Below are 5,232 nucleotides of genomic sequence, written 5' to 3'. Positions count from 1 at the left end.
GCACCCGTGATGGGTGCGAATCTGGGGTGTCATAACCAGCGTCAAGATATAGAGTTTCAATCCACGCACCCGTGATGGGTGCGAACAGCTTTGCAAAAAACACGGAATCAAAACAAAAGTTTCAATCCACGCACCCGTGATGGGTGCGAATTGGCTTGCCACTTGATATAGAGGTTGAGCATGTTTCAATCCACGCACCCGTGATGGGTGCGAACTTATTTTATTTAGTAGTTGCGCTGCGTTTAGGTTTCAATCCACGCACCCGTGATGGGTGCGAAGATAGTAGCGCATCATCCGGCCATTACGGACCCGTTTCAATCCACGCACCCGTGATGGGTGCGAAGAGTCATTGCAGCCATGCCCACCACTCAATCAAGTTTCAATCCACGCACCCGTGATGGGTGCGAAATTGATAACCGAATTCTTTTTGCTCATCAGCAAGTTTCAATCCACGCACCCGTGATGGGTGCGAAGTTTGTGGATTGGTCGTCCAAAGCGCGATAAAGTTTCAATCCACGCACCCGTGATGGGTGCGAACTTTACTACAGCGATTGTTTGCAGCCAAACATTGTTTCAATCCACGCACCCGTGATGGGTGCGAAAGAGTAAAGCAGCGCAGACGGCGTGTGATAGCGTTTCAATCCACGCACCCGTGATGGGTGCGAAGCGCACGGTGTTTAATAAGCTAAACGGCTTCCGCGTTTCAATCCACGCACCCGTGATGGGTGCGAATTAATGGCCTTGACATTAATGGCCCACAAACCGTTTCAATCCACGCACCCGTGATGGGTGCGAAATCATTTCTATACCAGGTTCTATCTCTCCAGAGTTTCAATCCACGCACCCGTGATGGGTGCGAACCCTAAAGGCTTTAAAGACGGCGGTTACACTGGTTTCAATCCACGCACCCGTGATGGGTGCGAAGAGCCAAGCGGACGGTGGCGAGCATTGCGTCTGTTTCAATCCACGCACCCGTGATGGGTGCGAATGATACGCAAGCATGGCTTTCTAATTCACATCGTTTCAATCCACGCACCCGTGATGGGTGCGAACAGTAGTTTTTAAACGATCTGACACGGTTTACAGTTTCAATCCACGCACCCGTGATGGGTGCGAAGATAGGCACAGCCACAGGCAGACCATGGCGAAGTTTCAATCCACGCACCCGTGATGGGTGCGAAGATGAGTGTGTGCATTTCCCTGTTGAGCGATGGGTTTCAATCCACGCACCCGTGATGGGTGCGAACAAAGCCCTGTTCATGGCTCAACAGAGCAGCGAGGTTTCAATCCACGCACCCGTGATGGGTGCGAATAGGCTTTAGTCACGATATGCTAGACAGATTAATGTTTCAATCCACGCACCCGTGATGGGTGCGAATGGATGCTCCTTTGTTTCCCACATCAATATTTTTGTTTCAATCCACGCACCCGTGATGGGTGCGAATGACAAAAGCTGCACATAGACCGCCCGCTGTTGTTTCAATCCACGCACCCGTGATGGGTGCGAACAGTGGGACCAACTTAGAGACTGAGGATTGGCAGTTTCAATCCACGCACCCGTGATGGGTGCGAAGGGTAAAACCACGTTTGGACAAACCATCGTTCAGTTTCAATCCACGCACCCGTGATGGGTGCGAACATAATTACGATAATTTATAAGGGGTGCTAAAATGTTTCAATCCACGCACCCGTGATGGGTGCGAAGTAGGCCCTGCTCATGTAGTGCACGGACGCATCTGTTTCAATCCACGCACCCGTGATGGGTGCGAAGTCACACTAAGGCTGATTGGGCGTATCGCAGAGTTTCAATCCACGCACCCGTGATGGGTGCGAAGCCTAGTCGTGCTGTCTGAGTCATACGTGACAGTTTCAATCCACGCACCCGTGATGGGTGCGAAGAATACTAACTTTGGCTTTAGTAAGATGACCGTTGTTTCAATCCACGCACCCGTGATGGGTGCGAACAAATTATCGTAAGCGTACTTGACCTTTTCACGTTTCAATCCACGCACCCGTGATGGGTGCGAATTTGCGTGTGCTTTATTTCACGCTCCCATGCTTGTTTCAATCCACGCACCCGTGATGGGTGCGAAGTTGATGGTTTGCCGGACACACACGCTGAGAACGTTTCAATCCACGCACCCGTGATGGGTGCGAAAATGAATATCGAAAAGCTCGGAGATAGGGTTAGTTTCAATCCACGCACCCGTGATGGGTGCGAAAACTGCCCTGGATGCGATTCTGAAATAGACATGTTTCAATCCACGCACCCGTGATGGGTGCGAAGATTGTGTTTAAGTTTTCGAGACGCTCTCAGGTGGTTTCAATCCACGCACCCGTGATGGGTGCGAATAAAGGTTATGTATTAAGCGGTGATGGCATTGTCGTTTCAATCCACGCACCCGTGATGGGTGCGAAAGCCCCTAGTTTAAGTCGCTAATAAAGTTAAGAAAAAACCTCGGAATATGCGAATATCTAAACTGTAGGCGAATTTGGCAAACATCTTGCTTACCAAGTTTTTAATGTGAGAAAATAAAGGTAGTAAAATCAAGTTGTTAAATAGCATTGCGGTCCCTTTGCGAGTCTCCTAGAGATTTTATGTAAGCTATAGGTTCGCATTGACCTTATAACAGTCAAGTAGTAGGTTTAAAAGTGATTATTTATGATGATAACGGCTAAAATAGCAAGACATCGTTTAAGTCTAGCACAGGTTTTGCCCCAATGTGTTCTACTTTATTTTGCCAGTTTTTACCAAGATAATAATAGCGCAAACTATCAACGCTATGATCAATGATATCCTCAAGCGTGGCTCGAAGCATTGTCCATTCAGCAGGATTAACCTCAATCTCAAATACCGAATATTGCACCCGCTGTCCATAGTTCAAACAATGCTTAGCAATGTGGCGCAGACGTTTGGCACTCGATGCACCCTCTGAGCTGATATCGTAAGTGACCAATATCATCATAATGACCTTCCTTGTTTATTTATTCTTTATGCAGCAATTTATTTCCACAAAAAAGGAATATAAGCATCAATATCGCCCCTAATATGACGCGCCATAATTGTCGCCTGCAAATGCGGTAGTAAACCAAAGGGCACGCTTTCCTCAAACCATTCATGATAAATGGTTTGCTGCTTACGATCATGCCATGCCTTAAAAAATGTTTGTCTTGCTTCATCCTTGAGCCAAACTGCGCCATTCGCTTCAGTCTTAAAGTCTGATTTACCCAGCTGCTTTTTATTAATAAGTGATAATACAAAGCGATCCACGATAGGGCGAAATTCTTCTACCAAATCAAGAGCTAGTGACGGGCGTCCAGGACGCAGTTGATGAAATACTCCGCATGCAGGGTCAAGTCCTACGGTCTCAAGTGCACTACGACAATCATGAGTCATTAGAGTATAAGTAAAAGAGAGTAAGGCATTGACCGCATCAGTGGCCGGATTGCGAGTACGTTTAGGAAAGATAAAGTCAGGGTTGCGAATAAAATATGGAAACACACTAAAGTAAACGCTCGCCATCTCACCCTCACGGCCTAACAGGTCAGGTAAGTTTTGCGTAGTCAATATCTTATTGAGACCGCGCTCCAAACGCTGCTGTGCGCCATCCAAGCTTTTAATTGTAGGCTCATCTAGCTGGCTTTTATAATCGCGCAGATAGCGGCGAATGACTTGGCGTTGATTATGGACTTTACCTAAGATAATACTATGACAGATTGGCTGTACGCGCTCAGGGTCGTCACTGATGCGATATTGCTCACGGCGAAGGAGTACATTGCCACTGACAGCACCTTCGATACGCGCTTGGAACTTACCATATTGATTGAGATGAGTGATGGTAATGGCGTTATCGGTACAGTGTGCCATTAGTGCTGGTGATATTGACACTTGCCCAAAGCAGACAATCGCATCGAGCTTATGAATAGGGACGCGACCTTTGACCTCATAGTCGATATTCATAACGACGTTTTCGCCCTGTTTATTGAGCCATGCGCCTTGGGTTTGCACGAATAAAGTATTTTTGAGTGGACGCATGATTTTCCTTATAAAGACCAAAAAGTAGAAAGGCTAAAAAATAGCTAAGTTAGCAGTAAAGTACACAGAAGCGCTGATCCTTAATCTTCTAAGCTCATATTGATTTGTTTGCTAAGCCAAGTCTTAGCATTTTTATTAAAAATCTTTGGGTGACAGATATCTTTGAGCGAGCAATTGCGGCATTTACTGGTGCTGTAAGTGGGTTTTGGCGTCTGCCCACTTTCTATAATATGCCGACAGTCATTAATAGCATCTAGGGTAATTTTCCGCAGCTCCTCATCAAACTCAACAGCATGACGGCGACGTGTCTTGCCATAAAACAGGGCGCCGCGTGGCACCGTGCAGCCATGCATGTCTTCTAAACATAACGCTTGAGCGCACAATTGCACTTCATCCGCACGATGTGATTTGGGCTTACCGCGTTTGTATTCGATAGGAAACGGAATTTGTGCGCCTGTATCATCGGTGTGATATTCGACCACATCAGCAACCCCCTCTAATCCAAGTGCGCGATGGCCAAGCGGTAGCGTGCGCACGGTCTTTATATTGCCACGCGTATCGTGTCCGCCACTGTTGACCTTTTCGTGCATGACTTGCCCTTCGGCAGTAAAGACATTCTCCGCCCACGCGCACTCAAGCTCAATCAGCGCAAACTGACGCGGACAGAACAAATAATGCTGCAAGCGGGATAGGTAGAGGGTTTGCATCTGTGTCCGCCTTTTTAATTAAAAAGGTGAGCAAGCGTTTATAGTTTACGCCTGCTCAATATCTATGACGATACGAAAAATTAAAGGTTAAAACCCTTCAATAATATTAGGCTCCAATCCTGTTAAAGCTGATTTTAATGCGTCTTCATCAAATGCCCCATTATCGTCAAGCAATTCTTTTAAACTACGATGCACCTTAGCAGATGAGTGTTGCCCTGATTTGCTGCTATGCTCCCACCAAATGACCTTTTTGACCTGCATGCTGCCTTCAGGACGAGCAGAGGAAGCGTCACCTTCGAACAGCTTAGGGAGTATCTCTTTGATCTTGTCGGCATCAGCATCACTAAAACCTGTACGTTCCGCCAGTTGCGGCGTAATCGCACCATAAGTCACATAGATGCCTTTATCCACGCGGTGCTTCATACCCATCGTATCGCTGCCTTTTTTCGTACCATCGCCTTCACCACTGACGCTTTTGGTGATTTGGGT

At 47.1% G+C, this 5,232-nt stretch carries 4 protein-coding genes and 1 CRISPR repeat array; all 4 genes read right to left on the bottom strand.

Translation table 11 applies throughout. From position 1 onward, the window contains the following. Positions 1–53 precede the first annotated feature (53 nt). Positions 54–2,418: direct repeats of the CRISPR family, unit length 32 nt; unit sequence GTTTCAATCCACGCACCCGTGATGGGTGCGAA. A 257-nt stretch (positions 2,419–2,675) separates the two neighbouring features. Beyond that, entirely contained in the window at positions 2,676–2,966 is a 291-nt protein-coding gene (gene cas2, locus B3V51_RS10555; RefSeq protein ID WP_093068657.1) for a CRISPR-associated endonuclease Cas2, read from the bottom strand. Between the two features lie 38 nt (positions 2,967–3,004). Continuing rightward, positions 3,005–4,036: a type I-C CRISPR-associated endonuclease Cas1c gene (gene cas1c, locus B3V51_RS10550; RefSeq protein ID WP_093068659.1), complete on the bottom strand. Its 1,032-nt coding sequence runs from the start codon at positions 4,034–4,036 to the stop codon at positions 3,005–3,007. A gap of 80 nt (positions 4,037–4,116) precedes the next feature. Then, a complete protein-coding gene (gene cas4, locus B3V51_RS10545; RefSeq protein WP_093068661.1) occupies positions 4,117–4,743 on the bottom strand; it encodes a CRISPR-associated protein Cas4 in 627 nt (208 codons plus the stop codon). Positions 4,744–4,830: 87 nt separating this feature from the next. Beyond that, positions 4,831–5,232, bottom strand: a 402-nt coding sequence (locus tag B3V51_RS10540; RefSeq protein WP_286708383.1) for a type I CRISPR-associated protein Cas7, incomplete at its 5' end; no start/stop codon positions are given.

The organism is Psychrobacter sp. UBA2514 (assembly GCF_002341255.1).
Taxonomy (GTDB): domain Bacteria; phylum Pseudomonadota; class Gammaproteobacteria; order Pseudomonadales; family Moraxellaceae; genus Psychrobacter; species Psychrobacter pacificensis.
This window is presented reverse-complemented; position numbering and strand designations above follow the sequence as displayed.

Coding starts and splice junctions, on each gene's coding strand:
- cas2 (WP_093068657.1), bottom strand. CDS start 2,966: ATGATGATATTGGTCACTTACGATATCAGCTCAGAGGGTGCATCGAGT.
- cas1c (WP_093068659.1), bottom strand. CDS start 4,036: ATGCGTCCACTCAAAAATACTTTATTCGTGCAAACCCAAGGCGCATGG.
- cas4 (WP_093068661.1), bottom strand. CDS start 4,743: ATGCAAACCCTCTACCTATCCCGCTTGCAGCATTATTTGTTCTGTCCG.